General features: G+C 70.4%; 1 protein-coding gene. It reads right to left on the bottom strand.

Annotated elements, in window-relative coordinates; translation table 11 throughout:
• The coding region (locus tag NQ012_RS12980) for a 4-alpha-glucanotransferase (protein ID WP_257067983.1) at nucleotides 1-357 on the bottom strand (357 nt) is incomplete at its 3' end.
• Nucleotides 358-389 lie beyond the last annotated feature (32 nt).

Below are 389 nucleotides of genomic sequence, written 5' to 3'. Positions count from 1 at the left end.
CGCCTGAACCGTGGGCGCGTCGAGCAGCGTCGGGGCGGGCGCCGGGAGGCGGCGACGCCAGTTTGGATGTGTGTCGATCGTGCTCGGCAGGTTCGGCTGCTCGACAAGCCCCAGCAAGTCTTCCAGCGGCACCAGAGCAAGCGGCGTGTGGGCGGCGCCCGTGAACACCGTGGCTGCCGTCGCAAAGTCCTGTGCGCTTGCTTGCAGGATGACTTCGGCTTGCGCTGCGTTGGCGGCGCGCGCCTGTTCCAGCGCAGCCTGCAGAGGCGCCACGCCGATCATCGGCACGCCGCCATCGGCCAGCACCAGCCGGTTGTGCTCGGCAAAGGCAGCGACGAGCGCGGCGCGGTCGTCCATGCGGCGCGCGTACGCCTCGGTCTCGTTCATGC

Origin of the sequence: Neisseria dentiae (assembly GCF_024580525.1) — a bacterium.
Classification (GTDB): domain Bacteria; phylum Pseudomonadota; class Gammaproteobacteria; order Burkholderiales; family Neisseriaceae; genus Neisseria; species Neisseria dentiae_A.
The sequence above is the reverse complement of the archived record's forward strand: the minus strand, read 5'-3'. Positions and strand labels throughout refer to the sequence as shown.